We start from the raw sequence: 26,812 nt of genomic DNA, 5'->3' as shown, positions 1-26,812 counted from the left end.
AGAGGCGCAGTCAGCCTTGGGGCTTGGCAACATGAAGGGAACCGGGCAATGACTCTAGGGCGAAGGCTAAAGGACGCTTTCGAGGGCGGCAAGGCAATGGCCCCATGCTTTGCGATAATGCGCAGCATAGGCAAGGTAACCCGCCTGGGGATGGCGGCACCAGGCCTCGCAGAGGTGGGCAAAGACGGCCGCCATGGCCAGCAGCCGGGCCTTGTCCAGCGCCTCGCCGCCACCTCGCTGCCAGCCGCTGGTGAGCCTGTCGATGGGCACCTCATGGGTGATATGCAGGGCAGCGATGTCGTAATAGGGGTCGGCCAGGCTGCCATATTCCCAGTCCACCAGCCAGAGCCTGGGCCCTTGCCAGAGGCAGTTCTGGGGATTGAGATCCACATGGGCGGATACCAGCGGCAAGGGACTCTGCTCGATAAGGGCGTAGGCGGCCCAGGGCCCCTCGGCCCTGCCCTCGCCTGCCCCCAGGGCCAAGGCCCGCTCCCGCAAGGGCAACACCGGTAGTGCCAATGCCTGGCCCTGCAGCCAGCGGATGGCCCCCAAGAGGGCATCCAGCTTCTGCTCCGTATCGGCGGGGCCGGGCTCTGCGTCCAGGAAGCGGCACAGGGTCCAATCCCCCTGCTGCCAAAGCAGCTCCGGGCTGATGCCGGCAGCGCTTGCCGCCTGCCAAAGCCGAAGCTCGGCGCCGCGGTCTATGCCCAGCTCCAGGGCGGCGCTGTTTTGCCTGAGCAGCGCCTTGCCGGCGCCGCCCTCCAGCAGCCAATGGCGGTTGGTCAGGCCGCCCTCGAAAGGGGTGCGGCGGGCTTTGGCCCAGGGCTCAGGCAGGTTGCAGATCACGGCGCCAGCTCCAGTAGCCCGACAGGGCCATCAGCACGTAACCGAGGAACAGCAGCGCCGTCATGGCGAGATCCTTTTGCAGGTAGAGCCAGATGCTGACCCCATCGATGACCACCCAGTAGAGCCAGTTTTCCAGCACCTTGCGGGTCACCATCCAGGTGGTTAACACCGCAAAGCAGCTGGTGGCGCCGTCAAGATAGGGAAAGGCGGCCTGGGTGTGGTTGGCCATCAAGTAGCCCCAGCCCAGGGAGAGCAGTCCCCCGACCGCGATCAGCCGCAAGTGCCAGCCCAGCGGCCTGGCGTTGACCGGCAGCCGGCCCCCTTGGGTGCCCTGGCGCCAGCTCCACCAGCCGTAGCCGGCCATGGCCATGTAGTAGAGGTTGAGCACCGACTCGGACAGGAGCGCCACGTCATAGAAGAGCACCACGTAGATCAGGGTGCTGACCAGGGCCGCCGGCCAGCACCACTGGCTTTGGCGCATGGCCAGCCAGAGGTAGGCGACGGCCAGCACCACCGCCGCCCCTTCCAGGGGCGAGGTGGCCAGCAACTGGTCCAGCACTTCCTGAGCGAAGTGGCTCACGGGCGCAGATCCCCGCCCAGGAACTTGCAGACGAAGCTGGCCTTGCCCTTCGCGTGCTGGGCCTTCATGGCCTGCCCCACCACCGCCAACACCAGATCGTAGGGGCCGAACACCTGGGTGCTCATGGTGTTGGTGATCACCTTGAGCTCGGGGTGGCGGTTCAGCTCGTCGATAAAGGCCTGGATCGGCGGAATATAGTCATCCGCCAAGGGGTACATCGAGATCTCGACAGAGAGTTGCATCTTGGCTCCTTAGAAACGGTAACTGGCACTGACACCGACCACGCGGCCGTCGCCCAGTTGATAATAGGGATGTTCGGTGTAGCCGTCCGCCGGATCGTTGCCGAAGCCGCCGAAGCCGCGGGTGGCGTAGTGGCGGTCGAAGAGGTTGCGCCCAAAGAGATCCAGCTCCCAGTTGCCCTGCTGCCAGGCCAGGTTGGCGTGCCAGAGGGCATAGGCCCAGGACTGCTCGTCGTGGCTGTCGGAGAAGTAGTACTTGTCCTTGCCCTCGGTCTCGACGGTCAGCAGCCAGGCGTCCGCCAGCTGCCAGTCGGCGGCCAGGTGGTAGCTCCAGCGCGGCGCCTGGGCCTGGTCACGGCCGTCCAGCTTCTCGCCGCTGGCGTTGACGAAGTCCTTGTAGCGGGTCTTCAAGAGGCCCAGGCTGGCGCGCAGGCGCAGGCTCTGGGTGGCCTGCCAGCCAAGCTCCGCTTCCAAGCCCTGGTTGCGGCCGGAGGCGGCATTGTCCAGGTACTCGATGAACTCCACAGATCCGTCACCGCGGTCGCGGGTCTCGTAGGTCTTGACCTGCATGTTGTCCCGCCACATCTGGAAGACGCTGACCGCCAGGGACAGGTCGGATCGCAGCCACCACTTGGCCCCGGCCTCCAGGTTGACCGCCGTCTCGGTGTCGAAGCTGCGGTGCTGCGGGCTGACGCTGCCGGTGCTGTTGAAGCCGCCGGGCTTGTAGCCGCGGGAGAGCGCCAGGTAGTAGAGGGCGTTGTCCAGGCTGTAACCCAGGCTGAGATCGGCGCCCCAGAGGTTCTCGCTGTGGGAGAGCTGCTGGGGATAGCTGTCGTCGTAGTCGGCCTGCCAGCGCTCGAGGCGGGCGCCGCCGGTCAGGCGCCAGTTGCCTGACAGCGGCAAGGACAGCTGGCCGTAGAGGGCACTGTTGTCGCTCTTGATCTTGGAATTGAGGCCGCCGTAGGTGTAATCGCGCACCAGCTTTTCGTTCTGGTGGCGGCCGTAGACGCCCAGCACCCAGTCGGCCTGGCCCAGGCGGCCGACGGGCTTGGAGACCAGGCGCAGGTCCGCTACTTGGGTGTCGCGGTTGCGGTCGTAGGAATCGAAGCTCTCGTAGTCACCAAAAGGGCAGTCCCGGCTCTGGCAGTAGCCCGGGTTGGACCAGTCTTCGTCATAGCTGTAGAGGCTGCTTGATTTGCTGGCGGTGGTGCTGAGCTCGACCTTGGCCTTGTCCCAGCCGAGGTAACTCAGGCGCGAGCCCAAGCCGCGGCTGAGCTGCTTGTCGCGGCCCGGTTGGTCGGACAATGTGGTGCCGGAGTTGTCGAAGCTGAAGGCGTCGTAGCCGTTGTCCACGTCCAGGAAGAGGCCGGTCAGGTCCCACTGCCAATCGCTGCCGAGATAACGGAGTTTCAGGCGAGCGCTGTCTTCGCTGCGGTCGTTGGTGGCGTGGCCCAGGAAGCTGTTGAAGTTGTCGCCGTCTGAGTCGTAGCTGGAGCCGGCCAGGCGCGCCGACCAGCCCTCGCCCAAGCCGCCGCCGACGGCCCCTTCCAGGCGGCGGGCATTATGGTTGGCCAGGCTCAGGCGGCCATAGCCTTCGACATCCTGGGCAGGGTCTTGGGTGTGGATGTTGACGAGGCCGGCCAGGGCGTTGGCGCCGAAACGGGTGCCCTGGGGGCCGCGGAAGACCTCCACCTGGTCGACGTCGCTCAGGATGCCGGCAAGGCCGAGGCCGGAAAAGTCGAAGCCGTCGACCAAGAGGCCCACAGAGGGGTTGACCGGATCCACGAACTGGCTGCGCTCACCTATGCCGCGAATTTGGATGAAGCGGCCGCGGCTGGCCCCAGATGCGAAGTTGACGTTGGGCACCAGATCCAGGGCCTGGTCCAGACTTTCCGCATGGCGTTTGTCCAGCTCGTCGGCGGAGAGCACAGAGATGCTGTCGGTCAATTCGGTCAGGGCCTGGGAGCGGAAATCGCCGGTGACCTGCAGATGCTCGATGCCGTCGTCGGCCTGGGCCAGGGCGCTGAGCAGGGAAAGGGTGATAAGGGATTTTGGGAACATCTGGACCTCTTGGATAAGAGATCCGGGGCGTGCGGCAGTAATGGCAGAGCACCATCCCTACGCCGGTACGAGCCGGATCAGGTTCAAAGGGTCTGTCGGTGCACCGACATCTCAGGCCTGAAAGGCCTCCCCCTGGTGAAAATTCGCGGCGATTGTAACGAGACCGCAATCCAATGTCAGCCCCTTACCGCCAGCAAGCGGTAAGCAGTGACCTCCTTGCTCCCAGCTACCAGCGCCTAGCCCCTGGCCAGCATGGGCCCCAGCGGCCTGCCACCCAGCAGGTGCAGGTGGATATGGTAGACCTCCTGACCGCCGTGGCTGCGGCAATTCATCATCAGCCGGTAGCCGTCTTCGGCCACGCCGGCGTCCCGGGCCAGCTTGGCCGCCACCGTCATCATGCGGCCCAGATAAGGCTCATGATCCTCGGTGATGTCGTCGGCGGTGGGAATGAGGATATTGGGCACGATCAGCACATGGACGGGGGCCTTGGGGTTGATGTCCCTAAAGGCGGTGACCAGGTCGTCCTGGTAGAGGATCTCGGCGGGGATCTCGCGGCGGATGATCTTGGAGAAAATGGTTTCTTCGCTCATCTGGTGCTCCTTAAGCGGCTTCGAAGTCCATGCTAGACTGGCAGCCAAACCCTTGATGCTGCAAGCCAATGACTGCCATCCATTATGACATCAAGCCTGTAAGCCTTAGCAGGCATTTGTTCGAAGTGCTCCTCACCATCGACGAACCCGAGGCGGGCGGCCAGCAGCTCTGGCTGCCAGCCTGGATCCCGGGCTCCTACCTCATCCGCGATTTTGCCAAACACCTGCAATGGATAGAGGCCAGCGACGAGGACGGCAACCCCGTCACCGTCACCAAGCTCGGCAAGGCCCGCTGGCAGCTGGGCCAGGTAGAGGGGCCGGTGCAGGTGCGCTACCAGACCTACGCCTGGGATCTGTCGGTGCGCGGCGCCCACCTCGACGAGACCCACGGCTTCTTCAACGGCACTTCGGTGTTCCTGGCCGTCGCCGGCCAGGAGAGCGAGCCGGTCACGGTCGACATCCAGGCCCCCCTGGAGGCCCCCCACTGGCAGCTGGCCACTGGCCTGCCCCGCCAAAGCGGCGAGCCCTGGGGCTTCGGCCGCTTCCAGGCCCAGGACTATGACGCCCTCATCGACCATCCCGTCGAGATGGGCGACTTCGAGGTGCTGAGCTTCAAGGCCAAGGGCATACCCCACCACCTGGTGCTGACCGGCCATCATTATGGCGACAGGGAGAAGCTCAAGCGGGATCTGGCCGCCATCTGCGAGACCCAGCTGGATTTCTTCGGCGAGCCCCACCCCTTCACCGAATACTGGTTCCTGACCATGGTCACGGCGGACAGTTATGGCGGCCTCGAGCACCGTAACTCCACGGCCCTGATGATCCCCCGCTACGCCTTGAACGGTAAGGACTACCTGGACTTCCTGGCGCTCTGCTCCCATGAGTATTTCCACAACTGGAACGTCAAGCGCATCAAGCCCGCCGCCTTCCTGCCCTACCAGCTGGAACGGGAGAGCCACAGCATCCAGCTTTGGGCCTATGAGGGCATCACCTCCTACTACGACGACCTGATGCTGCACCGCGCCGGCCTTATCGACGCCCAGGGTTACCTGGACCGCCTGGCCACCACCTTCACCCGGGTGGCCAGAAGCCCGGGCCGCCAGGTGCAAAGCCTGGCCGATTCGAGCTTCGACGCCTGGACCAAGTTCTACCAGCAGGACGAAAACGCCCCCAACGCCATCGTCAGCTACTACACCAAGGGCGCCATCATGGCGCTGTGCCTGGATCTCACCCTGCGCCTGCAATCGGGCCACGAGGTCAACCTGGACGACCTCATGCTGCGGCTCTGGGAAGACTTCGGCCAGCAGGGCCTGGGCACGGCGGACGACAGCCACCAGCGCCTGGCCGAAGGCCTGCTCGGTGAGCCCCTGGACGCCTTCTTCAGCCAGGCCCTGCACAGCACCGAAGAGCTGCCGGCCATACCGCTGCTTTCGGCCATGGGCGTCACCCTGAGCTTCGAACCGGCCGCCGACGATAGCGACCAGGGCGGCCAACCCGGCAAGGCCCGCCCCAGCCGCCTGGTACTGGGCGCCAAGACGCTGGACGCCGACGGCGGCATCAAGCTGCAAAACGTCATCCATGGCGGTAGCGCCGACCAGGCCGGCCTTGCCGCCGGGGATGTCATCGTCGCCATCGACGGCCTGCGCGCCCGCCAAGGCCAGCTTGCCAAGCAGCTGGCCGCCATAGGCGAGCGGGCTGTGGAGGTACACGCCTTTCGCCGCGACGAGCTGATGACCTTCGAGCTGATCCCAAGCCCGGCGCCTTTGGACACGGCCGTGCTGGCGCTGGCCGAGCCGGACAAGCTCAAGGGCTGGCTGGACGCCTGATGTAAAAAACGCCGCGAAAGCGGCGTTTTTTTCAAGGCAACAGGAGCTTTCCTTCGATGGGGATGAATTCACTGGCGGCATGCATCAGGGACGCCGCCGTCAGCTCGGCCACGCCATAGACCTCGACCCTCTGGCCCTTCTCCCGCAGCCGGCTCGCCAGCAGGTCGAAATCGCCGTCGCCCGACAGCAACACCACCACATCGGCAAGGCCTGCATGGTCCATGGCATCGAGGGTGATGCCCACGTCCCAGTCCCCCTTGGCCGAGCCGTCCGCCCGCTGGATAAAGGGTTTGAGCTTCACCTCGAAGCCGATAGCCCTCAGGATATTCTGGAATTCCCGCTGCTTCTGATCGCCCCTGTCGATGGCGTAGGCAAAGGCCTTGACCAGTTCCCGGCCCGCCGTGGCCCTGGCCCAGAAGGCGTTGTAATCGACGTTGCGGCCGAAGGCCTGCCTGGCCGTGTAATAGGCGTTCTGCACGTCGACCAGTATCAGCACTCTTGTCACTGCGGGCTCCCGGGCCTGTCGTTGGGGTCGTCGAGGCGATCTGGTGGCGCCCCTTCATCACATTTCTTGCAGCCGAGCATCAGCCCCAGCTTGGCCGCCCTGCCCGCTTCGGTCACCACCCAAGGCCGCTGCTGCCAGGGCGGGTCATGGCGCACATGCTGGAAATGGCCACAGGCCAGCTCCGCTACCCAGTGGCCTTCTGCGTCCTGGTGGTAACCGATGATGGGCTGGTCCATCTCTATCGCTCCGTCAACGCAGGTAAGGCGTTGCTGATGTTAGCCGCCTTCAGATGGCCTCAGGCTTTTCCGAAGGAAATGTTGGATATGGGGGTGCCTTCGGGCAAATCCTTGACCTGTTCGTGGACTTGCCCGGAGAAGCTGAAATGCACCTGCATGTCGGTGGGCTCCAAGTTCTCGATGTCGAAGCCGCCACCCAAGGCGGGAGGCCGGATATAGCCGTAGACCTGCCCCTCGGCAAGCCGCTTACCAGCCTCTCGCAGGCCGACAAAATCTTCGACCAGGAACCTTTCCATCACGAAGTCGTGGTCGGACAGGCAGGCTTCCAGCTCTTCAACCGAATTGGTGACGGGCTTCAGGCTTCCTTCGCCAGCATCGAGCAGCCAGACACTGTCATCGGCCCTGTTCAGCAAAAAAGCATTGCCCATGGCCGTGATCAGGATCGGCTGCTTGTCGCTGCCAGTTAGCCAGCGCCAATCCGACAACAACGCATCAGGATCCAGATGGGAAAAATCGACGATCAGGTCATGTAAGGTGATTGACATAAAACTCCCTGTGAAAGCCACCTCAAAAAGCCGGCTTATTGCTCAGTAAAACCAGGCGGTGCGGATCTTACCATCCACCACCTTGTAGACGGCAATGGCCGAGACCGGCGCCTCGCCAAGGCCGCTGACCTCTTCATGGTCGACGACGATATTGCCCGACACCATGCGGTTGACCAGCCTGGCGTGCAGGTCCGGCAGGTTGAAACGGTGATTGGCGTAATGGGCCCCCATGGCCGCCTTGCCCACCTGCACAGGCTCCGCCGCCGGTGGCCGGAAAACCTGCACATCCTCATGGTACTGGGCCAGGAAGCGTTCCAAGTCGTGATCGTTGTAAGCGTCCAACTGGCGCTGGACAGGGGCTTCAGGGTTGGTCACTACAGGTCTCCTTGTGAGCCATCTCGTTGAACGGGTAAAACCCCTCTCAACCGCTCGGCACCAAGGCGCCCGCGTTGCAGCAGAGATGCGTTTTTAGCAGGTCGAAAAGGCTATCCTATTGAATAAGGCCGATTATTAAGGCGACTATCAAACAAAGCAATCCACAACCATAAGCGGCAACGCGCCAGGGAGAGACTGATGTCAGACAAGCTGCAGATCCGCAACATGACCAGGGCCGAGCTGGATAGCTTGGTGGGCTGGGCGGCGAAAGAGGGCTGGAACCCTGGCCTGCACGATGCCGAGCTGTTCTGGGCCACGGATCCGGACGCCTACATCGCCGCCGAACTGGACGGGGAGCTGGTCGGTGGCGGCGCCATCACCAGCTATGGCGGCGACTTTGGCTTCATGGGCTTTTTTATCATCCGCCCCGAGTTTCGCGGCCATGGCCTGGGCGATGAACTCTGGCGCAAGCGGCGGGAGGGGCTGCTGGCCCGCCTCAAGCCCGGCGCCGGCATCGGCATGGACGGCGTCTTCGACATGCAGCCCTACTACGCCAAGGGCGGCTTCGTCTTTTCCCACCGGGACCTGCGCTTTGAGGCCGACATTGCGGCCGGCTTTACCGCGCCGCCGGGCGGCGAGCAGCTGGTGCCGCTTTCCGAGGTGGCCTTCGCTGATCTCGAAGCCTATGACCGCCAATGCTTCCCCGCCTCTCGCAGTGCCTTCCTCGAAGGCTGGATAGCCCAGCCGGACGCCCAGGCCCTTGGCTGCCTGCGCGGCGGCAAGCTGGCCGGTTATGCCGTGGTGCGCCGCTGTGGCCAGGGCTGCAAGGTAGGCCCCCTCTTCGCCGACGACGCCAAGGCCGCCGAGGCCCTCTACCAAAAGCTGGCGGAGTTCGCCGCAGGCGGCCCCCTCTTCCTCGACGTGCCGGAGAATAATGGCGCCGCCATGGCCATGGCCCGGCGCCACGGCATGGCGGAGGTGTTCGGCTGCGCCCGCATGTACTTAGGCTCCAAACCCGCCGTCGCCGAGGACAAGGTATTCGGCGTCACCACCTTCGAGCTCGGCTGATGGCAAAGTCCGGCCCGGGGCGGGAGCTCGTCGGCTACGGCGGCCGGCCACCTCATCCCCATTGGCCGGGCGGGGCACGCGTCGCCCTGCAGTTTGTGCTCAATGTCGAGGAAGGCTCAGAGTCTTGCATCCTGCACGGCGACGCCCAGTCCGAGGCCTACCTGCACGAGCTGCCTGGGCGGCCGCCGCGCCGGGGCGAGCGGGACTGGAGCGTGGAGAGCCTCTATGAATACGGCGCCCGGGCCGGCGCCTGGCGCCTGCTGGCACTCTTTGCCGAGCGCAACGTACCCCTGACCGTCTTCGCCACAGGCCAGGCCCTGGAGCTCAACCCACCGCTGGCCCAGGCCCTTAGCCAAGGCGACATCGAAGTGGCGGGCCACGGCTATCGCTGGCTGGACTATCACTTTGTCCCTGAAGACGAGGAAAGGCGCCACATCCAGCAGACCCTGGCGGCGATAGCCAAGTGCTGCAACAAGCAGGCGCTGGGCTGGTATACGGGCCGGCAAAGCGCCAATACCCGGCGGTTGGTGCAAGAGGCGGGGTTGCTCTACAGCTCGGATTGCTACAACGACGACCTGCCCTACTGGCACCAGGATCTTCTGATGCTCCCCTACAGCCTGGTCACCAACGACATGCGCTATCTGCTGCCGAACTGTGTCGCCAGCGGGGAAGACTTCTTTGCGCTGCTCAAGGATGCCTTCGACTGCCTCTGGCAGGAAGGGGCGACGGCGCCGAAGATGATGAGCGTCGGCCTCCATGGCCGTATCAGCGGCCACCCTGCCAGGGCCCTGGCCCTGGTGCGCTTCTTGAGTCATGTACAGGCCAAAGGCGGGGCCTGGATCTGCAAACGCCAAGACATAGCCCGGCATTGGCAGGCCCATCATCCGTCGCGCCCCTAACCCAGCCCCTTGGTCAACCAGCGCCTCAGCACGGCAAAGGAAAAGGGCAGCAGCACCATACCGGGTATGGCCCCAATGGCCACCGCCAGGGACAGGTCCCAGAGCAGGCCTGTGATGAGGGTGCCGCCGTGCTGTCCCATGTCGGCGCTGTAGAGGTTGGCAAAGAAATCCGCCAACCCCTTGCTGTGACTGAGCCAGAAGCCGAAGAAGTCCTTCTTCGTCAACAGCATGGCGAAAGCCAGCAAGCTGCCCGCCAGGGCCCCTGACAACAGCTTCAAGCCATCCCTTATCCAGCTCTTGGCCATAAGCCCCTCCTTCAACGGTCCTGGCAAAAGACCGGCAAAGGCGGTGGTGCCTTGCAGCGCCCTAGGCCAGGGCGCTGATATTGTCCGCCGTCAGCTCCACAATCTTCTGCCTGGCCTCTCGGCTTATCCAGGCGTTATGGGGGGTGACGATGAGGTTCAGGGGCTTGGCCAGGGCATCCAACAAAGGGTGACCTGCCCGCGGCGGCTCTTGTGGCAACACATCCACGGCCAGGCCGCCGAGGCGCCCGGCCTCGAGGGCCGCCAGGCAGGCGGCTTCGTCGATGATGCCGCCCCTGGCGCAATTCACCACCAGGCAGCCAGGTTTGACGAGGGCCAGGCGCTCGGCGTTCAAGAGATGATGGGTGTGCTCGGTGAGGGGGCAATGGAAAGAAAGCAGATCGGCCTTTGGCAGCAGCGCCTCCAGGCTGGGCCTGGGATCGTCCTTGCTGCCGGGCCTGGCCGCAAACACCACCTCCATGCCGAAGGCCTCGGCCAACCTGGCGACGCTGCTGCCCAGGGTGCCGGCGCCCACCAGCACCAGGGTCTTGCCGTGAAGCTCAGTGGTGGCATGGCCCATCAGGCAGAAAAATGGGCTCTGCTGCCAGGCACCTGCACTGAGATCGCACTGATAGAGGGGCAGCCTGGCGGCGAGGGCCAGCATCAGCATCAGGCTGTGCTGGGCCACCGAATGGGTGCCGTAATTGACCACGTTCCTGACCGGTATTCCCAAGCGCTCGGCAGCAGCCAAGTCCACATTGTTCATACCGGTGGCCATGACGCAGATGGCCTTAAGGCCGGCCATGGCCGAACCCGGAATAGGCACCTTGTTGGTCAGGGCGATATCCATGCCGGCCAGACGCCCGGCCAGTTGCTCCGGGGTGGTGTTGCCGTGGATCTCGAGGTGGTTGACGGCGGCTTTGAGGGGGCCAAGGTCGATGTCCTGGCCCAGGGTGTCGGCGTCCAGCAATACGGCTTTCATAGGGCTGTCCTGAGAAGGTTTTGCCCCCCTTTTAAAGCAGCCAGGTCCCGGTTACAAGGCGACTTTGGTTAAGTGGGCAAGCCGGCGATGACTGCCCGCCAAAGGCGGCCCGGCACTGCTTTAGTCAGTGCGCCAGCCGCCCGGCCAAGCGGGACAGGGGGATCATGCCGGCGATGACTGCCCGCCAAAGGCGGCCCGGCACAGCTTTTCTTAGTGCGCCAGCCGCCCCGCCAAGCGGGACAAGGGCACCATGCTGGCAACGACTGCCCGCCAAAGGCGGCCTGGCACCGCTTTTCTTAGTGTGCCAGACGCCCCGCCAAGCGGGACAGGGGGATCATGCCGGCGATGGCCGCCACGGCGAACCACCAGGGGTAGGCGAAGAGGGTCACGCTGGCCAGCACCAGCAAGGCCAGTATGGCCACCAGGGTCCAGGCCAGGATCGCCTGCTCCCGGCGCTCCAGCAGCAGGGTGGTCACTACACCGACGAAGGTGGCCATCCAGAATCCCAAGAGGGACAGCAACGAGTAGCCCAGGGACAAATTGCTGCTGCTCGGCTCCTGGCCGTAGAGGGCCACGGCGATGCCTTGGATCAGCACCTGGGTGGAAGCGGCGACGATAAGGCCGGCGAGTACCGCCAGGGGAAGGCGCAACCAGCGGTCGAAGCGGTTGTGCGGGTAATCCTTTTCTGATGCCATCACCAACTCCTTGTCAGCGGAAGGGCTCAACCAGAGCCCTTCATTTAACCCTAAGTTAACATTATGGCGACTTAGCCAACTTGGCAAGTAAGGCCTTGCGTTCGGGCGTGTAAAACCACCAGGGCCTGGCCGGCGCCCCCTCCATGAAACGCACCACCGACATCAGTACATCCAGCACGCAAGGGTCGTGGCGCTGGCCGGTCAGGCGGCAGAGTTCCTGGTAAAGAAAATAAGGATCCTGGCCGATCAGCTGCGGCGGCGCTTCAATGCCCAGCAGTTGCAGATCCTTGGCGGTGGCGGGCCCCACATTGGGCAGATCGGTCAATTTCATGGACAACCTCAGACGTCTGGACTTCCAAACACGACAAAGGCTATGATGCGGCCTTCAATCAACAGGTTGAAGAATACGCCTTTTTCCGTGGTGCCCCCAGAAGGGATAATCGGGAAGCCGGTGCAAGTCCGGCACTGCCCCCGCAACGGTAAGGATGGCGCGCTGCCAAAAGCCACTGTGATCTCACGGGAAGGCGGCAGCGCGGTTACCCGTCCAAGTCCGGAGACCGGCCATGAGAAGAAAACCCGGTGCCTTCGGTGGGCAAGGCCCGGGTTCGGCATCATGCTGTGGTATCCCTTTGCCCCCATGAAGTGGACTGACTTTATGGGCTTTTCCAAATCCCTGCTGGCCCTGGCCTTGTTGCCAGGCCTGCTGCAGGCGGCCGAGACCGCCGACGAACACCTGGTGGTACTGGGCCGCCAGAGCCAATCTATCGACCAGATCCCCGCCGCCGTGACCTTGATAAGCCAGGACGACATCGAGCAAAGCGGCGCCAGCTCCCTGATGGATCTGCTGCGCGGCCGCGCCGGCATCCAGGTGGCCAACTCGGGATCGGGCCCTGTGCTGAGCCTGCGCGGCTTCGCCCCCGACCAGGCCGGCAGCAACGTGCTGGTGCTTATCGACGGCCGCCGCCTCAACAGCCAGAGCCTGGCAGGCCCTGCCCTGTCCAGCCTGCGCCTTAGCAACCTCCAGCGCATCGAGATCTTGCAAGGCAGCGCCGGCGTGCTCTACGGCGACCAGGCCGTGGGCGGCGTCATCAACATCATCACCAAGGGCGGCGTGGACGGCGGCGAGCTCCAGGCCAGCCTCGGCAGTTGGGGCCACAAGGCCCTGGGTGCCAACCTGTCCAAGGGCTTTGACAATGGCCTCTTCCTTGACACCAACCTGGCCTGGGACAAGAGCGACAATTTCCGCGACCGCAGCACCAGCAAGACCCGCAGCGCCCAGGGCCGCCTCGGCTACCAGGGCGAGGGTCGCAAGCTCTTCCTGGAGCTGGGCTGGGACCAGGACAAGCGCGACCAACCGGGCCCCCTGCTGCTGAGCCAACAGGACAGGCGCGGCTCCAACCCCGAGTTCGCCAAGGATTTCATCAACCAGATCAACCGGGTGGTGCGCCTGGGCCTGGAACAACAGCTGGACGATCGCTGGCAACTGCTACTGGACGGCTCGGTCAACCGCCGTGAGCGGGATTACAACCAAAGCTACAGTGGCTGGCCGGTGGACAACCCCAGCGAGACGGTGGAGCGCCTGGCCCGATTGTCGCCGCGCTTGAAAGGCACCCTTGGCGACATCAGCCTGCTGGCCGGGGCCGACATCGAAAACGGCCACTATGACGACGACAACCTGGGCGCCCACAACCAAAGGGCCAGCCAGAGCCTCTACGGCAGCGGCCAATGGCAGCAAGGGCCCCTGAGCCTGACCGCCGGCCTGCGTTACGCCCGTGTCAAAGACCAGCTCCGCTACGGCGGCACCTACCCTGACGGCCAGGACATCCGCCACCACGCCACCACCTGGTCCCTGGCCGGCCAATACGCCCTCGGCAGCGGCCGGCTTTTTGCCCGTATCGACCGCAACCTGCGTTTCGCCAAGCTCGACGAACAAGGCTATACCCCGGCCGGGGTCATAGGCCTCAAACCCCAGAAGGGCACCTCGTACGAGGCGGGCTGGGCAAATGGCGACCTTTCCCTGTCCGCCTTCCGCCTGGATCTGGATGACGAAATCGTCTTCGACGCCAACGCCCCGGCCCCGGCCGGCGGCCAGTTCCCCGGCGCCAACGTCAACGGCGAGGCCTCGCGCCGCTACGGCATCAACTTCAAGGGCGGATACGACCTGGGCCCCCTGCACTTGGGCCTGGACTACCAGTGGCTGGACGCCCAGTTCACCAAGGGCCAGAACGATGGTAAAAAGGTGCCCTGGGTCGCCCGTCACTCGGGCAGCGCCTGGGGCGAGCTGGCCCTCAGCCAGGCGCTGTCGGCCAGGCTCGAGTACCAGTACCGCGGTAGCCAGTACCTCTTGTCCGACACCCAGAACCTGGGGCCGAAACAAGGGGGCTATGGCCTCTGGAACCTGGCAGGCAACTGGCGGCGGGGCCCCTGGCAGCTGGTGCTGCGGGCCGACAACCTCTTTGATAAGCACTATGCGGACTATGCTGTTTACAATACCTGGGGTGAAGACGCCTGGTATCCCGGCAATGGCCGCGCCATAAACCTTACCGGCCGATACCACTTCTAACCGAGGATTGAGGATGAACCCACGTCTGACCACGCTGCTGGCGATGATCGCCCTTTGCGCCCTGTACCGGGTGATACCGCACCCCTGGAACCTGTCGCCAGTGGCGGCCATGGCCCTCTTTGCCGGCGCCAAGTTCCAAAGCCGTACCCTGGCGATGCTGGTGCCCCTGGCGGCCATGGCCTGTTCAGACCTGGTGCTGGGCCTGCACCCTACCCTGCCCTTCGTCTACGGCGCCCTGCTGCTGACGGCGGTGCTGGGCTTCTGGGTGGGCAAGCAAGGGGCGGCCGCCGACGCCATCCTTTTCGGCTCCCTGGCCGGTTCAGTGCTGTTCTTCTTCATCACCAACGGCGCCGTCTGGCTGGTGGGCGACTACTACCCGGCCGGCTGGCAGGGGCTGAACCAGGCGCTGATCGCCGGCCTGCCCTTCTTCCAGAACAGTCTCCTGGGGGATCTCTTCTTCAACGCCCTGCTGTTCGGCAGCTTCTACGCCTTGGAGCGCTACTTCCCCAGGGCTTTCGCCCATTGAAAAAGGCGCCGCAAGGCGCCTTTTTTGTTGTTTGCGGCTCAGTCCGCCTGCCAACGTCCTCCCGCCACGCCGAAAGCGATGTGGGCCTGCACCACTCCCTGCTGGGCCAGCAATTGCCGGGCCTTGTCGGCTTCCACCAGGTACTTGGGCGCCTCGAAGCGACCATTGATGGCGGCGCAGGCGGCAGCGGCCTCGTCGAAACCGACGGCCTGGGGTGCCAGGCGCCAACCGCTGCCATCATGGCAGAGTGGCCGCAACAGCTCCCCCTTGTCGCCCATGGCCAGGTAGTAGTGACCATTGGCGGTGAGGCGCGCCGAGCGGCTCTCGGCCTGCCAGTCGCCGTAATGGCTGGCAGGGGCGGGGTCGAAGGCCCACAGCTGGTAGAGGGCCTTGCCGTCCTCCACCAACTGGTCCTGGGCCACTGAGTTGATACCGGCCAGTTGGGCCTGACGCACCTGTTCGGCGTTCAGCACGTTGGTGCAGTTGGGGTGGTCGCACTCGTAGGCCCGGGAAAAGCGCCCGTCGACATAGTTGCGGCCGCTGAAGTCGGTGCCGTCGTCGCGCACCGAATGGCCCGACTCGAAGTCACCGCGGGCGAACACCAGGCCCTCCACGCAGGCCCTGTCGCTGAACACCACTATCTGGCGGTCGGCGGCCAGCACCTGCTGGTTGCTGATCTCCGGGCTCAGGTTCTCGCAGCCCTGGGGCCGGTACAGGCGAGTACCGAAGCTGCTGGCCACCACCTGGCCCAGCAGCGCCTTGTCGCCGTCTCCCAGGTAGTCGTTGAGGTAGAGGTAAAGCACCTGCCGGGGGTGGCTGTTGAGCCAAGCATTCAGCTCGGCGGCCAGGCGGCGCATGGACTGTCGCAGCCAAGGGGACCAGAAGCAGTCACCGTCGCTGGCGTGGCAGAGGGCTACGTCGTCGCTCCAATAGCTGTGGGCGTCGAACTCGAACATGCGGGCCCCCATCTCCAACTGCTCGGTGAGGCTGCGCCTCTGGTTGGGTGAGACGAAGCCCTCGGTGTTGTTGTAGGCGGAGCTGTTGAAGCTGTTGTGGCTGCCGAGCACTGTACTGCCATGCAGCGGCGCCTTGTCCCCCAGCCGCTCCTGCAGCTCTATGGCTACCTCCTGGTCACGCTTGGCGCGCTTCACCGCCTTCCAGCTGCTGATGTTGTCGTCCAGCCAGCCGCCGGGCCTGGCGTTGAAGTCGCTGGTGGAGCGGCTTAGGAGCTGGCTCTTGCCGCCGTAACCGACGTTCTCGAAGACGGTCACCGCTACGTCGCCAAAGAGCTGCATCGAGCTGGTGGCGTCGTTGTAGCCGACGGCGGTCAGGTCGCTTTCCGACTGGCCGGCGGCCAGGCAGTGCACGTCACCGCGGAAACCGTCATGGTCGAACATGCAGGCAAAGTCGTCGCTGCTGCGCCTGTAGATCTGCACCGAGGCGATAGCGTCATTCATGCCGTTCAGCTCGTAGGCATTGGCCATGACGTTGCGGCTGTCACCCTGGTACTGCTCGCCCTTGTAGATCCGCGCCGCGCCTCGGCCTATGACGCGGATAGAGCTCCAATCCCGGTTCGCCACCGCCGACACCGACTGTCCCGGCAGGTAGCAGTGCTCGGCCCCCTTGTAATGGCTGTGCTGGTAGAAGCAGACGCCGTCGGTGATGTCTTCGGCCGTGCCGGCCCAGGCAAGCTGGCTGGCCAGTCCCAAGGCCAATATGGATAGGGTTTTCATGTGTCCTCCCAGAAAGAACAGGCCGGGCGGTATTGCCCCTGACCTGGGCATTTCCGTCAAGGCGCAATAAAAATTCGCCTAACTTATTGATTAAATGGGAAATGCCAAAATGAGACTAACGGACAAATATGACGCATAGGTAGCAAAAATGCGCAACTGAGCTTTCAAGCTCGGCCTGGGGCGATAAAAAAGGCGCCCTGGGGCGCCTTGGTTCCTTAGTGCTTCGACAGCCCCTGCACCAGCAGCGGGTCGCCATGGCGCAGGTGGCTAAGCTCATGGGCCACCACCAGCCTTAACTGTTCCAGTTCCAATTTATCCGGGGCCCAGCGGCTCAGTACCAGGCCGTTGCGGCCACAGGCAAAGTGCGACAGCCTGGCGTCGGTCAGCAGCAGCTTGAGCCCTGGCGGCGGTGCGTCCACGCCCAGGTGCCTGGCCAGCTCACCTTCTGCCGGCACGACCTGGCACTGGCCCAGCAGCCCCTTGAGCGCCCTGTTACGGCGCCAAAGCCCCCACAGCTGCCAAGCCGCCCCCAGGAACCAGACACACAGCAGCAAAGCCGGCAGCGGCAGGGAAACCGCTGCTGCGGCAGACTCCTGGGCAAGGCCCTGCCCCGCCGGCATCCAGTGGCCCAGGGTCGGCAAGGTCAGGCGCAGCACCTCGGTGGGCGCGTGCCTTGGCAGCTGGGCAAAGACGAAAGGGAGCAGGCTCAGCAGCAGCGCTGCCAGCCAAGGGTCGCGCCAGCGGCGCAGGGAAGGAAAAGCAGAAACCAGGGCGGCAACTAGGCCCAACGCCAAGGACGCCACCAGCAGGGAGGCCCCCAGGCCCAGCAACAGCTCAGCCATGGTCATCCTTCTTGAGCAGCCGTTCCAGCTCCGCCAGCTCCGCCTCGTCCAGCAGCTGGCTGCCGGCGAAGAAGCTGGCCGGCAGCGGCGATTCCATCTCCAAGACCCGCTTGGCGAAGTCGCGGGCGAAGGTGGCAAGGGTCTCGACCTTGGCCACCTTGACTTCGAACACCTTGAGACCGTGCACATCCAGCACCGCCAGCAAGCCCTTTTCCTGCATGCGTTCCAAGGTCTTGCGGGTGGAGGAATAGGACCAGTCCAGCTGGGCCTGGATCCGCTGGTGGATCTCACGGCCACTCAAGGGGGACTGTTGCCAGAGGGCCTTGAGGATGGCCAGCTCCGAGGCTGAGGGTTGGGGCGTCATGGGCTTTCATCCTTGTGACAGATGACACCATCACGCGACAAGTGTCACATGATGACAAGCCGGCGCCCTTCACGGGCTCAGGTCAGGGGCCAGCCCAGCAGCAGGACGGTGACAGTGGTCAGCCCCACCAGCAGGTTCATGGGGATCCCGACCTTGAGGAAGTCGTTGAAGCGATAGCCCCCCGGCCCCAGCACCATCAGGTTGGTCTGGTAACCGAGCGGCGTGGCGAAGCTGGCCGAGGCCGCGATCATCAGGGCGAACACGAAGGGGGTGGGGTCGAGGCCGGCCTTGCCGGTCACTTCCAGCACTATGGGCAGCATCACCAGGGCGGCGGCGTTGTTGGTGACCAGCTCGGTGAGCAGGGATACCGCCACGTAGACCAGGATCAGCAGCAACCAGGCCTTGCCGCCGGACAGCCCCAGCAGTTGCTGGGCCAGCCAGGTCGCCACCCCCGTCTTCTGCATGGCCGCTCCCAGGGCAAAGGAAGAGGCGATGGTGATGATAAGAGGCAAGTCCAGGCTCTTTTCCGCCTGCCCCACCGACATGCAGCCGGTGACGAGCATCAGGGCGGCGCCGGCCAGGGCGGCGTTGAGCATGCTGATGAGGCCAAAGCCCGCCGCCCCCACCAGGCCCAGCAGTATGGCCCAGGCCAGCAGCGCCTTCTTGTGCCGAGGCGGCTCCACATCCAGGTCATTGACCAGCAGGAAATCCTTGTTGTAACGCTGTCGGCTGACAAAAGCGGGCCGCGCCTCCAGCAGCAAGGTGTCCCCAGCCTCGAGGCGGATCGAGCCCAGGTTGCCCTTGATGCGCTCGGCGCCCCTGGCCACCGCCAGCACTATGGCGCCGTAGCGGGCCCGAAAGCGCGCGTCCCTGATGGTCTGGCCCACGGCCGCGCAGTGGGGCGAGACCACCACTTCCACCAGGCGGCGCCCGTCCCTGGGCTGGCGCAGATCCTCGATGCTGTGGTGCTCGGCCGAGGCCACTATGCCGTTGATGCGCAACAGCTCCGAAATGGCCTCGGTGTCGCCGGCGAAGACCAGGCGGTCACCGCCCTTGAGCCGCTCTTCCGGCGCCACCGCCGTCATCATCTGGCCGCTCCGCTCTATCTCCACCAGGAAGACCCTTTTCAGCTCCCTCAGGCCCGCCTCACGGATGCTCTTGCCCACCAGAGGACCGTCCGGGGCCACGGCCACCTCCAGGGTGAATTCGCGCAGGTTCTCAAAAGGGGTGTCGTCGGAGCGGTTCGGCAGCAACCGCGGAAAGGCCAGCCAGATAAAGGCGATGCCCACCAGCGCCACGGGCAGCCCCACCAGGCTGATGGAGAAAAGGCTGAAACCGGCCTGGCCGGTCAGGCTCTGGTACTGGCCGTTGACGATGAGGTTGGTGCTGGTGCCGATCAGGGTCAGGGTACCGCCGAGAATGGCGCTGTAGGAAAGGGGGATCATCAGCTTGGACGGTGCCAGCCCCAGCTTGCGGGACCAGCCGTGGATGGCCGGGATGAAGGTGGCCACCACAGGGGTGTTGTTGAGGAAGGCGCTGAGCACCAGCACAGGCGCCATCAGCTTGCCGAGAGCACCGCGCAGGCCCTGGGGGCGGCCCAGCAGCTTGTGCACCAGGTAGTCGACACCGCCGCTGGCGTTGAGGCCCCCGGCCACCACCAGCATGGCCGCCACCGTGATAAGGCCGGCGTTGCTGAAGCCAGCCAGGGCCTCGGGGCCGGACAGCACGCCGAACAGGCTCAGCAGCACCAGCACCCCCGCCATCACCAGATGGGGTGCCAGCCGGGTAAAGACCATCAACAGCAGGGCCGTTATCGTCAGCCCCAATACCAAGCAGCCCTGCCAATCCATCTATACGTCTATCCGGCCAAAACATGATTGACTGGCATTCTGCCTCGGCCCTTATAGAACGTATAAGACTGTTTAAGCATTTTAATATGCTTATTGGATATGGTGCTGCGGCCACCTTACTTGCGGGTCCAGGCCCCGAACCCACGCTTTTGCCTGTGCGCTAGCGGCATGACGCCCGGTATTGGCTGGCCGTCAGGCCCGTCCATTGCTTGAAGGAGCGCAGGAAGGCGGTGTTGTCGGCAAAGCCCAGCAGGAAGGCGATCTCCTGGAGACTGAGGCTGGAGGCTTCCAGGTAATGACGGGCCAGGCGCTCGCGGGTATGGCTGAGCTCGGCCTGGAAATGGGTGCCGGCCTCGGCCAATTGGCGCTGCAAGGTGCGCTTGCTGATGGCCAGGCCCTTGGCGGCCTGCTCAAGCTGGGCGCTGCCGCTCGGCAGCAGCTCCAGCAGCAGCGCCCGCAGCCGCTCCACCAGGCCGGCGCTGTCCGACAGCTCGGCCAGGCGCCGCTTCAGCTCGGGCTCGAAGAAGTCCCACATGGCGCTGTCGTGGGTCAGGAAGGGCCGGCGGGCATCCTGGGCGCTGAAAAGGAGGCTGGGCACCTCGCCTTTGACGGGAAGGACCCCAAAATAATCGTGGTAAGGCGCCAGATCCGCCGGCAACTGCGGCAGCGAGACGGCCAAGGGCTCGACACGGTGGCGGGTGGCCAGCCGCGCCAACTGGGTGAAGAAGACCATCTCCGCCGCCCCCAGGCCGCCGGGTATGGGCAGGCCCAGGGCGTCGCAGTGCAGGGATATGGCGGTGCCCTGCTCCCCCACCTCAAGCTCCAGGTGCATGGGGCAGATCAGCGGCTTGTATCTCTGCAATCGTTGCAGGGCCTGGTTGAGATCCCGGCTGCAAAGGCTGGCGAAGATGGGCGGCGCGAAGCTCTCGGTGGAAATGGCCTGGCCCAGGCGCAGTGGCGCCTGGGGGCCGGCCAGGGCTTCCACCGTCTGCCACAGGCGGAAGTATTCGGCCACCCCCAGGCTGGCGCCGGGCCTGCTGAAGAGATCCGCCGGCAGGCCGGCCTGACGGAGTACCACCTCGCTCTCCAGCCCCATGTCGGCCAACATCAACCGCCAGCCGGGCTGCACCCAGAACCCCTTCATGACGCTCACGCCTTCTTGAACTGGCCGCTGTCGCGCATCTGCACGAAGAAGTCTTCCAGGGTCTCGGCCAGGGGCCTGTAGTGCATGCCAAGGGCCTGGACGCTCTTGCTGTTGTCGGCATGCCAGGGGTGGCCGACGTTGCGCGACACCATGGCGCGGGTCATGGCCTTGTTGGTCAGGGGCCCGGCCAGCCACACCAGCCATTTGGGCAAGGTGTTCCTGGGCAGCGGGAAGTCCTTGCCGAAGCGCGGCGCCAGTACCTTGGCCATGCCCATGAAGCTGGTGTCGTGGCCACTGATGATGTGGCGGCCCTCGGCGTCCGGCAGGAAGGCGGCACGCAGGTGCGCCTCCGCCAAGTCGCGCACGTCCACCACGCCGATGGGCCAGTCCGGCACCCCGGCCTTCATGGTGCCGTCCCCCAGTTGGCGCATCAGGCTAAAGCTCTCGGAGGTGGCGAAGGGGCTTATTCCAGGGCCCATCACCAGGGAGGGGTTGACCACCACCAGCTGCCAGCGCTCCTGTTGCTTGGCCAGGGCCCAGGCGGCCTGCTCGGCCACCGTCTTGGAGTAGCTGTAGGCCTGGTGCTTCAAGCTGGAGCTGGTGTTCCAAACCGACTCGTCGAGGGCCGCCAGGCCCTTTTCCTTGAGGTCGAGGTTGTCGCCGTAGATGGCGGCGCAGCTGCTGGTCAGCACCACCCGCCTTACCGACGCCGTCCTGTTGACGGCCTCCAGCACGTTGCGGGTGCCTTCCAGGGCCGGGCGCACCAGGTCGCGCTCCGGATCTTGGATCTTGGAGGTGAAGGGGGAAGCGGTATGGAAGACGACGGCACAGCCGGCCATGGCCTCGTCGAAGCTACCCTGGTCCAGGAGATCGGCCTTGAAGAATGTCAGGGTGCCTGGGGCCTCGGCCGCGGCGGCGTCCAGGTAGCGGAGCCTGTCCTTGTCGGCCGGGTTACGGACAGTGGCGTGGACCCTCAGGCCCTCTTCGAGCAGGCGTTTCACCAGCCAGCCGGCCACGTAACCGGTGGCGCCAGTGACCATGACGGGCTGGGACTTGTCTATCTCGAACATGGGCGACCTCGCTGCAGGGTGTTATTGAACAGGGTTCATCTTGCCCCGCTTTGAGCAGGCGCGCACTGACAATTGGCGCCATAGGGTTTGCGGATAGCGCCACTCAGCTTAACGCAGCGACAAAAAAGCCGCCCTTGGGCGGCTTTTTCTTACTCGGGATCGTAGCCGAGGATGGGGGCCAGCCATTTCTCGGCCTCGGCCACACTCCAGCCCTTGCGGCGGGCGTAGTCCGCCACCTGGTCGCGGTCGATGTCGGAGACGCCGAAGTAGCGGGCTTCGGTGTTGGCGAAGTACCAGCCGGAGACGGCGGCCGTGGGGTACATGGCGAAGCTCTCGGTGATGTTTAGATCGATACGCTGGTCGGGCCTCAGGATCTGCCAGAGCAGGCCCTTCTCGGTGTGGTCCGGGCAGGCCGGGTAGCCCGGCGCCGGGCGTATGCCCTTGTAGCGCTCGCGGATGAGGTCTTCGTTGTCCAGCTGCTCGTCGGCGGCGTAGCCCCAGAACTCCTTGCGCACCCGCTCGTGCATGCGCTCGGCGAAGGCCTCGGCCAGGCGGTCGGCCAGGGCCTTGAGCATGATGGCGGAATAGTCGTCCCCTGCCCGTTCGAAGGCCTCGATATGGGGCTCTATGCCGATCCCCGCCGTGACGGCGAAGGCGCCCATGTAGTCCTGCACAGTGCCCTTGGGGGCCACGAAGTCGGCCAGGGCGAAATTGTGGTTGCCGGCCCGCGCCATCTGCTGGCGAAGGTGATGCAGCCGCACCAGGCCCTCTTCGGTCGCCACCTCGATGTCGTCATGGTCGACGCTGTTGGCCGGGAAGAGGCCGATGACGGCGCGGGCGGTCAGCCATTTCTCATCCAGGATGCGCCCCAGCATGGCCTGGGCGTTGTCGAACAGCTCCTGGGCCTCGGCGCCGACTGTGGGGTTCTTGAGGATGTCCGGGTAACGGCCGTGCAGCTCCCAGCTCCGGAAGAAGGGCGTCCAGTCGATGCGCTCGATAAGATCGCTCAAGGGGTAGTCGTCGAACACCTGGATGCCGAGCCGTTTGGGCACGGCCGGCCGGTAGCTGGCCCAGTCGCTGGCGGCGCGGTTGGCGCGTGCATCAGCAAGGCTCACCAGCTCCTTGCGCCGGCCCTGGCTGAGGCGCTTCTCGCGCATCTGGGCGTAGTCGCGGTACTCGAGGTCGATAAGGGCCTGCCAGCCCTCCCCTACCAGCTTGCTGACCACAGGCACGGTGCGGGAGGCGTCCGCCACGTAGAGGGCGCCGTGCTCATAATGGGGGGCTATCTTCACCGCCGTGTGGATCTTGGAGGTGGTGGCGCCGCCGATGATGACAGGCAGGGAAAGGCCCGCCTTCTTGAAGGCCTTGACGTTGTGGATCATCTCGTCAAGCGACGGGGTGATGAGGCCGGACATGCCGATGACGTCCGCCTGGTGCTCTTTGGCCGCCGCTATGATTTTTTCCACCGGCACCATGACCCCGAGGTCTATGACCTCGAAGCCGTTGCACTGCAGCACCACACCGACGATGTTCTTGCCGATGTCGTGGACGTCGCCCTTGACGGTGGCCATCACCACCCGGCCGTTGGACTTGCCGGGCTCCTTCTGGGCTTCGATGTAGGGGGTGAGGTAGGCCACGGCCTTCTTCATCACCCGCGCCGATTTCACCACCTGGGGTAGGAACATCTTGCCGGCGCCGAAGAGATCCCCCACCACGTTCATGCCGTCCATCAGGGGCCCTTCGATGACGTCCAGGGGCCGGCTGGACTGCTGGCGCGCCTCCTCGGTGTCGGCGTCGATATGGTCGGTAATGCCCTTGACCAGGGCGTACTCGAGGCGCTTGGCCACGGGCCATTCGCGCCAGGCCTGGACCTCGGCCTCCTTCTCGGCGCCGTCGCTGTTGTAATCCCCGGCGATGGCCAGCAGCCGCTCTGTGGCGTCCGGCCTGCGGTTAAGCACCACGTCCTCCACCGCCTCGCGCAGCTTGGCGTCTATGTCGTCATAGATGGCCAGTTGGCCGGCGTTGACGATGCCCATGCCGAGCCCGGCCTGGATGGCGTGGTAGAGGAAGGCGGCGTGGATGGCCTCGCGCACCGGGTTGTTGCCGCGAAAAGAGAAACTGACGTTGGACACGCCGCCTGAGAAACGGGCATGGGGCAAGGTCCTGCTCAGGGTCCGGCAGGCCTCGATGAAGGCGACGCCGTAACCGTTGTGCTCCTCGATGCCGGTGGCGATGGCGAAGATGTTGGGGTCGAAGATGATGTCTTCCGGCGGGAAGCCCACCTCGTCCACCAGGATGCGGTAGGCCCTGGTGCAGATCTCCACCTTGCGCTCGTAGCTGTCGGCCTGGCCGTCCTCGTCGAAGGCCATCACCACAACGGAGGCGCCATAGCGGCGCACCAGCCGGGCCTGGCGGCGGAAGGCCTCTTCCCCCTCCTTCATGGAGATGGAGTTGACTATGCCCTTGCCCTGGATGCACTTGAGCCCCGCCTCTATCACCTCCCACTTGCTGGAGTCGATCATCACCGGCACCCGGCTGATGTCGGGTTCGGAGGCGATGAGGTTCAGAAAGCGCACCATGGCGGCCTGGGCATCCAGCATGCCCTCGTCCATGTTGATGTCGATGACCTGGGCGCCGGCCTCCACCTGCTGGCGGGCCACTTCCAGGGCCGTCTCGAAATCCCCACCCTTGATGAGCTTCAAGAAGCGGGCCGAGCCGGTGACGTTGGTTCGCTCGCCGACGTTGACGAAGAGGCTGTCGTCGAAGATGTTGCAGGGCTCGAGGCCGGAAAGCCGCGTCGCCACAGGTATCTCGGGGATGGCCCGGGGCCTGACCCCTTTGACCGTCTCCGCTATGGCCTGGATATGGGCAGGGGTGGTGCCGCAGCAGCCCCCCACCAGGTTGAGCCAGCCGTCCCGGGCCCAGCGGCCTATGGTTTCGGCCATCTGGCCCGGGGTCTCGTCGTAGCCGCCGAACTCGTTGGGCAGGCCGGCATTGGGGTGGGCCGAGACGAAACAATCGGCGATGCGCGCCAGCTCTTCCACGTAGGGGGCCAGTTCGGTGGGGCCCAGGGCGCAGTTGAGGCCCATGGCCAGCGGCCTGATGTGGCGCAGCGAGTTGTAAAAGGCCTCCGTGGTCTGGCCGGTCAGGGTACGGCCGGAGGCATCGGTGATGGTGCCGGAGATCATCACCGGCCAGGTCCTGCCCCGGCGCTCGAAGAGGGCGTCGATGGCGAAGAGCGCCGCCTTGGCGTTCAGGGTATCGAAGATGGTCTCCACCAGTATCAGGTCGGCCCCCCCTTCCAGCAGGGCTTCGGCCGATTCGGTGTAGGCCGCCACCAGATCGTCGAAATGGATGTTGCGAAAGCCGGGATCGTTGACGTCCGGGCTGATGGAGCAGGTGCGGTTGGTGGGGCCCAGGACGCCGGCAACAAAACGGGGCACGCCGGTCTCAAGGGCCACCTCGTCGGCCGCCTCCCTGGCCAGGCGCGCCGAGGCCAGGTTGATCTCCCTGGACAGGGCCTGCATCTCGTAGTCGGCCATGGCCACAGGGGTGGCGTTGAAGCTGTTGGTCTCGATGATGTCGGCGCCGGCCAGCAGGTACTGGCGGTGTATGCCTTTGATGATCCCTGGCTGGGTCAACACCAGCAAGTCATTGTTTCCCTTGAGATCGCTGGGCCAATGGGCGAACCTGTCGCCGCGGTAGTCCGACTCAATCAGCCCATAACCCTGGATCATGGTGCCCATGCCCCCGTCGATGACGAGGATGCGGTCTTTAAGGGCGGTCTGGAGAGCGTGGGACATCGGACACCGTTGGACGTTTATACGTTTGGACGTCCATAATAGCCAAAAGAACCCAAAACAGGTAGCCCTAATGTCACACCAGCAGCGCCAGCAGAAGTTGAAGGAAAAGGTAGACGCCCGCATCGAGGCGGCCCGGGAGGAAAAAGGCCTCCTGCTGGTGCTGACCGGCAACGGCAAAGGCAAGAGCACGGCCGCCTTCGGCACCGTCTGCCGGGCCGTCGGCCACGGCCTCAAGGCCGCCGTGGCCCAGTTCATCAAGGGCAGCTGGGATTGCGGCGAGCGCAACTTGCTGGCCGGCCATGGCGTGCCCTTCGCGGTGATGGCCACCGGCTTTACCTGGGAGACCCAGAGCCGCGAGCTGGACACGGCGGCGGCGCAAACAGTCTGGCACCAGGCCAAGGCCTGGCTGCACGATCCCGGCATCGATCTGGTCGTACTGGACGAGCTCACCTACATGCTGAGCTACGACTACCTGGACTTGGATGAGGTGCTAAACGCCATCAGACAGCGCCCCGCCCGCCAGCACGTCATAGTCACGGGCCGCGGCGCCCACCGGCGGCTTCTGGAGCTGGCCGACACCGTCTCGGAAGTGCGCAGCGTCAAGCACGCCTTCGACGCCGGCATCAAGGCCCAGAAGGGTCTGGATTACTGAGCCGGCTTCCGACTGAGGTTTAAAGTGGGGGGATGGGAGAGGGTCTGGAAGACGACGCAGTAACGTTCTGTGAGGCGCAGCAACGTCGCGATTTCTTCATCGGTGGCGTCGGTGTCGAGCTGCACTTTCAGGCGGATCGCCTGGAAACCGACGGGCGCCGTCTTGTCGACCCCCAGGGTGCCGCGAAAGTCGAGATCCCCTTCGGCCTCGAGCCTGGCGTCCTTCAAGGTGATGCCGAGGGCCGTGGCCACGGCGTTCAGGGTAACGCCAGCGCAGGCCACCAACGCTTCGAGCAGCATGTCGCCTGAGCAGGCGGCAAGGCCGGTTCCGCCTGTGGCAGGGTGGAGGCCGGCTTCCACCAGGGCCTTGCCCGTCTCAATCTTGCAGCTGACGCCCTCCCCCAGGCTGCCGGCGGCGCGCAAGGTGATGAGGGCGGCTTCTGGCTGCTGGCGGTAACGATCCTTGAGGGGGTTCTGGAGGTGGCGCAGCTCGTCGGCGTTCATGGCTCGGCTCTCG

The 26,812-nt window shown here is 64.9% G+C and carries 27 protein-coding genes and 2 riboswitches; of the genes, 6 read left to right on the top strand and 21 right to left on the bottom strand.

Annotation, left to right across the window (positions count from 1 at the left end):
• Positions 1-66: 66 nt before the first annotated feature.
• The 5 genes from PVT67_RS07945 to hinT form a co-directional block, all read right to left on the bottom strand.
• Positions 67-846, bottom strand: coding sequence for a choline/ethanolamine kinase family protein (locus PVT67_RS07945; RefSeq protein ID WP_301499367.1), 780 nt, complete (start codon positions 844-846; stop codon positions 67-69).
• Complete coding sequence (pnuC, locus tag PVT67_RS07940) at positions 827-1,426, bottom strand: nicotinamide riboside transporter PnuC (RefSeq protein ID WP_336407822.1); 600 nt, start codon at positions 1,424-1,426, stop codon at positions 827-829. The genes PVT67_RS07945 and pnuC overlap by 20 nt, the downstream gene beginning before the upstream one ends.
• Positions 1,423-1,668, bottom strand: coding sequence for a YkoF family thiamine-binding protein (locus PVT67_RS07935; protein WP_301499366.1), 246 nt, complete (start codon positions 1,666-1,668; stop codon positions 1,423-1,425). The genes pnuC and PVT67_RS07935 overlap by 4 nt, the downstream gene beginning before the upstream one ends.
• Positions 1,669-1,677: 9 nt before the next feature.
• Positions 1,678-3,726 (bottom strand): TonB-dependent receptor, encoded by a 2,049-nt coding sequence (locus tag PVT67_RS07930; protein WP_301499365.1) that lies wholly within the window; start codon positions 3,724-3,726, stop codon positions 1,678-1,680.
• 37 nt (positions 3,727-3,763) lie between these two features.
• Positions 3,764-3,869: riboswitch (TPP riboswitch) on the bottom strand.
• 93 nt (positions 3,870-3,962) lie between these two features.
• Positions 3,963-4,316: a purine nucleoside phosphoramidase gene (gene hinT, locus PVT67_RS07925; protein ID WP_301499364.1), complete on the bottom strand. Its 354-nt coding sequence runs from the start codon at positions 4,314-4,316 to the stop codon at positions 3,963-3,965.
• Between the two features lie 68 nt (positions 4,317-4,384).
• On the opposite strand from hinT, the gene PVT67_RS07920 reads away from it, so the two are divergent.
• Positions 4,385-6,142: a M61 family metallopeptidase gene (locus tag PVT67_RS07920; RefSeq protein WP_301499363.1), complete on the top strand. Its 1,758-nt coding sequence runs from the start codon at positions 4,385-4,387 to the stop codon at positions 6,140-6,142.
• Positions 6,143-6,173: 31 nt separating this feature from the next.
• Here the strand turns inward: PVT67_RS07920 and PVT67_RS07915 are convergent, their stop codons facing one another.
• From PVT67_RS07915 to PVT67_RS07900, 4 genes are read right to left on the bottom strand one after another with little or no spacing between them, the layout of a single operon-like run.
• Complete coding sequence (locus tag PVT67_RS07915) at positions 6,174-6,647, bottom strand: NYN domain-containing protein (protein ID WP_301499362.1); 474 nt, start codon at positions 6,645-6,647, stop codon at positions 6,174-6,176.
• The gene (locus tag PVT67_RS07910; RefSeq protein ID WP_301499361.1) at positions 6,644-6,883 is read right to left on the bottom strand and encodes a DUF3565 domain-containing protein; all 240 of its coding nucleotides are present in this window, start codon (positions 6,881-6,883) and stop codon (positions 6,644-6,646) included. Before PVT67_RS07910 ends, PVT67_RS07915 begins: the two co-directional genes overlap by 4 nt.
• 59 nt (positions 6,884-6,942) lie before the next feature.
• Positions 6,943-7,428, bottom strand: coding sequence for a T6SS immunity protein Tdi1 domain-containing protein (locus tag PVT67_RS07905; protein ID WP_301499360.1), 486 nt, complete (start codon positions 7,426-7,428; stop codon positions 6,943-6,945).
• A 42-nt stretch (positions 7,429-7,470) separates the two neighbouring features.
• Entirely contained in the window at positions 7,471-7,803 is a 333-nt protein-coding gene (locus tag PVT67_RS07900; protein ID WP_301499359.1) for a nuclear transport factor 2 family protein, read from the bottom strand.
• Between the two features lie 198 nt (positions 7,804-8,001).
• Here PVT67_RS07900 and PVT67_RS07895 point away from each other — a divergent pair, with 198 nt between their 5' ends.
• A complete protein-coding gene (locus PVT67_RS07895; protein WP_301499358.1) occupies positions 8,002-8,871 on the top strand; it encodes a GNAT family N-acetyltransferase in 870 nt (289 codons plus the stop codon).
• The gene (locus tag PVT67_RS07890; RefSeq protein WP_301499357.1) at positions 8,871-9,770 is read left to right on the top strand and encodes a polysaccharide deacetylase family protein; all 900 of its coding nucleotides are present in this window, start codon (positions 8,871-8,873) and stop codon (positions 9,768-9,770) included. Before PVT67_RS07895 ends, PVT67_RS07890 begins: the two co-directional genes overlap by 1 nt.
• Here PVT67_RS07890 and PVT67_RS07885 read toward each other — a convergent pair.
• The 4 genes from PVT67_RS07885 to PVT67_RS07870 form a co-directional block, all read right to left on the bottom strand.
• Positions 9,767-10,075, bottom strand: coding sequence for a hypothetical protein (locus PVT67_RS07885; RefSeq protein ID WP_301499356.1), 309 nt, complete (start codon positions 10,073-10,075; stop codon positions 9,767-9,769). The two genes, PVT67_RS07890 and PVT67_RS07885, sit on opposite strands and share 4 nt — an antisense overlap.
• A gap of 61 nt (positions 10,076-10,136) precedes the next feature.
• Complete coding sequence (locus tag PVT67_RS07880; protein WP_301499355.1) at positions 10,137-11,054, bottom strand: D-2-hydroxyacid dehydrogenase; 918 nt, start codon at positions 11,052-11,054, stop codon at positions 10,137-10,139.
• A 296-nt stretch (positions 11,055-11,350) separates the two neighbouring features.
• The gene (locus PVT67_RS07875; RefSeq protein ID WP_301499354.1) at positions 11,351-11,749 is read right to left on the bottom strand and encodes a hypothetical protein; all 399 of its coding nucleotides are present in this window, start codon (positions 11,747-11,749) and stop codon (positions 11,351-11,353) included.
• A gap of 61 nt (positions 11,750-11,810) precedes the next feature.
• A complete protein-coding gene (locus PVT67_RS07870) occupies positions 11,811-12,080 on the bottom strand; it encodes a helix-hairpin-helix domain-containing protein (protein ID WP_301499353.1) in 270 nt (89 codons plus the stop codon).
• A gap of 71 nt (positions 12,081-12,151) precedes the next feature.
• Positions 12,152-12,329: riboswitch (cobalamin riboswitch) on the top strand.
• A 75-nt stretch (positions 12,330-12,404) separates the two neighbouring features.
• On the opposite strand from PVT67_RS07870, the gene PVT67_RS07865 reads away from it, so the two are divergent.
• Both PVT67_RS07865 and PVT67_RS07860 read left to right on the top strand, forming a co-directional pair.
• Positions 12,405-14,312 (top strand): TonB-dependent receptor, encoded by a 1,908-nt coding sequence (locus tag PVT67_RS07865; protein ID WP_301499352.1) that lies wholly within the window; start codon positions 12,405-12,407, stop codon positions 14,310-14,312.
• A gap of 13 nt (positions 14,313-14,325) precedes the next feature.
• Positions 14,326-14,838 (top strand): DUF6580 family putative transport protein, encoded by a 513-nt coding sequence (locus PVT67_RS07860; protein WP_301499351.1) that lies wholly within the window; start codon positions 14,326-14,328, stop codon positions 14,836-14,838.
• A gap of 38 nt (positions 14,839-14,876) precedes the next feature.
• Here the strand turns inward: PVT67_RS07860 and PVT67_RS07855 are convergent, their stop codons facing one another.
• The 7 genes from PVT67_RS07855 to metH all read right to left on the bottom strand — a co-directional run bounded on the left by PVT67_RS07855 (position 14,877) and on the right by metH (position 25,644).
• On the bottom strand, positions 14,877-16,571 hold the full coding sequence (locus PVT67_RS07855; protein WP_301499350.1) for a phosphoinositide-specific phospholipase C-related protein: 1,695 nt from the start codon (positions 16,569-16,571) through the stop codon (positions 14,877-14,879).
• A gap of 215 nt (positions 16,572-16,786) precedes the next feature.
• Positions 16,787-17,413: a M48 family metalloprotease gene (locus tag PVT67_RS07850; protein WP_301499349.1), complete on the bottom strand. Its 627-nt coding sequence runs from the start codon at positions 17,411-17,413 to the stop codon at positions 16,787-16,789.
• Positions 17,406-17,777, bottom strand: coding sequence for a BlaI/MecI/CopY family transcriptional regulator (locus tag PVT67_RS07845; RefSeq protein WP_301499348.1), 372 nt, complete (start codon positions 17,775-17,777; stop codon positions 17,406-17,408). The genes PVT67_RS07850 and PVT67_RS07845 overlap by 8 nt, the downstream gene beginning before the upstream one ends.
• Positions 17,778-17,854: 77 nt before the next feature.
• Complete coding sequence (locus tag PVT67_RS07840; protein WP_301499347.1) at positions 17,855-19,627, bottom strand: SLC13 family permease; 1,773 nt, start codon at positions 19,625-19,627, stop codon at positions 17,855-17,857.
• 160 nt (positions 19,628-19,787) lie between these two features.
• Complete coding sequence (locus PVT67_RS07835; protein WP_301499346.1) at positions 19,788-20,771, bottom strand: AraC family transcriptional regulator; 984 nt, start codon at positions 20,769-20,771, stop codon at positions 19,788-19,790.
• A 5-nt stretch (positions 20,772-20,776) separates the two neighbouring features.
• Entirely contained in the window at positions 20,777-21,841 is a 1,065-nt protein-coding gene (locus tag PVT67_RS07830; protein ID WP_301499345.1) for an SDR family oxidoreductase, read from the bottom strand.
• A 149-nt stretch (positions 21,842-21,990) separates the two neighbouring features.
• Positions 21,991-25,644, bottom strand: a complete 3,654-nt coding sequence (gene metH / locus PVT67_RS07825; protein ID WP_301499344.1) for a methionine synthase — start codon at positions 25,642-25,644, stop codon at positions 21,991-21,993.
• 70 nt (positions 25,645-25,714) lie between these two features.
• On the opposite strand from metH, the gene cobO reads away from it, so the two are divergent.
• Positions 25,715-26,296, top strand: coding sequence for a cob(I)yrinic acid a,c-diamide adenosyltransferase (cobO, locus tag PVT67_RS07820; protein ID WP_301499343.1), 582 nt, complete (start codon positions 25,715-25,717; stop codon positions 26,294-26,296).
• Here the strand turns inward: cobO and PVT67_RS07815 are convergent.
• A complete protein-coding gene (locus PVT67_RS07815) occupies positions 26,290-26,799 on the bottom strand; it encodes an OsmC family protein (RefSeq protein WP_301499342.1) in 510 nt (169 codons plus the stop codon). The two genes, cobO and PVT67_RS07815, sit on opposite strands and share 7 nt — an antisense overlap.
• Positions 26,800-26,812: the final 13 nt, after the last annotated feature.

The organism is Gallaecimonas kandeliae (genome assembly GCF_030450055.1).
Lineage (GTDB): Bacteria > Pseudomonadota > Gammaproteobacteria > Enterobacterales > Gallaecimonadaceae > Gallaecimonas > Gallaecimonas kandeliae.
The sequence above is the reverse complement of the archived record's forward strand: the minus strand, read 5'-3'. Positions and strand labels throughout refer to the sequence as shown.

Bases quoted from the DNA above. Each gene is read 5' to 3' on its own strand.
- PVT67_RS07855 (WP_301499350.1), bottom strand. From the start codon at position 16,571: ATGAAAACCCTATCCATATTGGCCTTGGGACTGGCCAGCCAGCTTGCC.
- PVT67_RS07885 (WP_301499356.1), bottom strand. From the start codon at position 10,075: ATGGCCAAGAGCTGGATAAGGGATGGCTTGAAGCTGTTGTCAGGGGCC.
- PVT67_RS07890 (WP_301499357.1), top strand. From the start codon at position 8,871: ATGGCAAAGTCCGGCCCGGGGCGGGAGCTCGTCGGCTACGGCGGCCGG.
- PVT67_RS07845 (WP_301499348.1), bottom strand. From the start codon at position 17,777: ATGACGCCCCAACCCTCAGCCTCGGAGCTGGCCATCCTCAAGGCCCTC.
- cobO (WP_301499343.1), top strand. From the start codon at position 25,715: ATGTCACACCAGCAGCGCCAGCAGAAGTTGAAGGAAAAGGTAGACGCC.
- PVT67_RS07830 (WP_301499345.1), bottom strand. From the start codon at position 21,841: ATGTTCGAGATAGACAAGTCCCAGCCCGTCATGGTCACTGGCGCCACC.
- hinT (WP_301499364.1), bottom strand. From the start codon at position 4,316: ATGAGCGAAGAAACCATTTTCTCCAAGATCATCCGCCGCGAGATCCCC.
- PVT67_RS07920 (WP_301499363.1), top strand. From the start codon at position 4,385: ATGACTGCCATCCATTATGACATCAAGCCTGTAAGCCTTAGCAGGCAT.
- PVT67_RS07880 (WP_301499355.1), bottom strand. From the start codon at position 11,054: ATGAAAGCCGTATTGCTGGACGCCGACACCCTGGGCCAGGACATCGAC.
- PVT67_RS07840 (WP_301499347.1), bottom strand. From the start codon at position 19,627: ATGGATTGGCAGGGCTGCTTGGTATTGGGGCTGACGATAACGGCCCTG.
- PVT67_RS07875 (WP_301499354.1), bottom strand. From the start codon at position 11,749: ATGGCATCAGAAAAGGATTACCCGCACAACCGCTTCGACCGCTGGTTG.
- PVT67_RS07860 (WP_301499351.1), top strand. From the start codon at position 14,326: ATGAACCCACGTCTGACCACGCTGCTGGCGATGATCGCCCTTTGCGCC.
- PVT67_RS07835 (WP_301499346.1), bottom strand. From the start codon at position 20,771: ATGAAGGGGTTCTGGGTGCAGCCCGGCTGGCGGTTGATGTTGGCCGAC.
- PVT67_RS07935 (WP_301499366.1), bottom strand. From the start codon at position 1,668: ATGCAACTCTCTGTCGAGATCTCGATGTACCCCTTGGCGGATGACTAT.
- PVT67_RS07870 (WP_301499353.1), bottom strand. From the start codon at position 12,080: ATGAAATTGACCGATCTGCCCAATGTGGGGCCCGCCACCGCCAAGGAT.
- PVT67_RS07910 (WP_301499361.1), bottom strand. From the start codon at position 6,883: ATGGACCAGCCCATCATCGGTTACCACCAGGACGCAGAAGGCCACTGG.
- PVT67_RS07905 (WP_301499360.1), bottom strand. From the start codon at position 7,428: ATGTCAATCACCTTACATGACCTGATCGTCGATTTTTCCCATCTGGAT.
- PVT67_RS07865 (WP_301499352.1), top strand. From the start codon at position 12,405: ATGGGCTTTTCCAAATCCCTGCTGGCCCTGGCCTTGTTGCCAGGCCTG.
- metH (WP_301499344.1), bottom strand. From the start codon at position 25,644: ATGTCCCACGCTCTCCAGACCGCCCTTAAAGACCGCATCCTCGTCATC.
- PVT67_RS07850 (WP_301499349.1), bottom strand. From the start codon at position 17,413: ATGGCTGAGCTGTTGCTGGGCCTGGGGGCCTCCCTGCTGGTGGCGTCC.
- PVT67_RS07930 (WP_301499365.1), bottom strand. From the start codon at position 3,726: ATGTTCCCAAAATCCCTTATCACCCTTTCCCTGCTCAGCGCCCTGGCC.
- PVT67_RS07815 (WP_301499342.1), bottom strand. From the start codon at position 26,799: ATGAACGCCGACGAGCTGCGCCACCTCCAGAACCCCCTCAAGGATCGT.
- PVT67_RS07895 (WP_301499358.1), top strand. From the start codon at position 8,002: ATGTCAGACAAGCTGCAGATCCGCAACATGACCAGGGCCGAGCTGGAT.